We start from the raw sequence: 391 nt of genomic DNA on the forward strand, positions 1-391 counted from the left end.
CAATGCGACCGCATCCGAATTACCCGCGCCTGCCAACGACATCGGCGCGACCGCGTACACCCGCTCGAACGGCACCATCAACCGGGCCCGGCTCGTCGCCAGCACCGTCACCCCGGGACACGCCGCGAGGAGGCGTTCGATGAACGGCGCCACCCCATCGAGCACATGCTCGCAGTTGTCGAGGATGAGCAGGGTATCCCGGTCGGCGAGGGCGGCGAGCACGGATTCGTCCATGCCGCGGCCCGGCTGCTCGCCCAGGCCGAGCGCGAGCGCGACCGTCCCCGCGACCACACAGATGTCCGGGTTGGTGATCGGCACCAGATCGACCAGCCACACCCCGTCGGGATATGCGCCCGCCGCCTGCGCCGCAACCGCCAGCGCGAGCCGGGTC

1 pseudogene is annotated in these 391 nt (G+C 71.1%); it reads right to left on the reverse strand.

The features are described from left to right. A pseudogene (locus tag GV790_RS29105) lies at positions 1-391 on the reverse strand (ATPase); the annotation flags it as partial.

The sequence above is a fragment of the Nocardia cyriacigeorgica genome, from assembly GCF_010858045.1.
In the GTDB taxonomy this organism is placed as follows: domain Bacteria; phylum Actinomycetota; class Actinomycetes; order Mycobacteriales; family Mycobacteriaceae; genus Nocardia; species Nocardia cyriacigeorgica_E.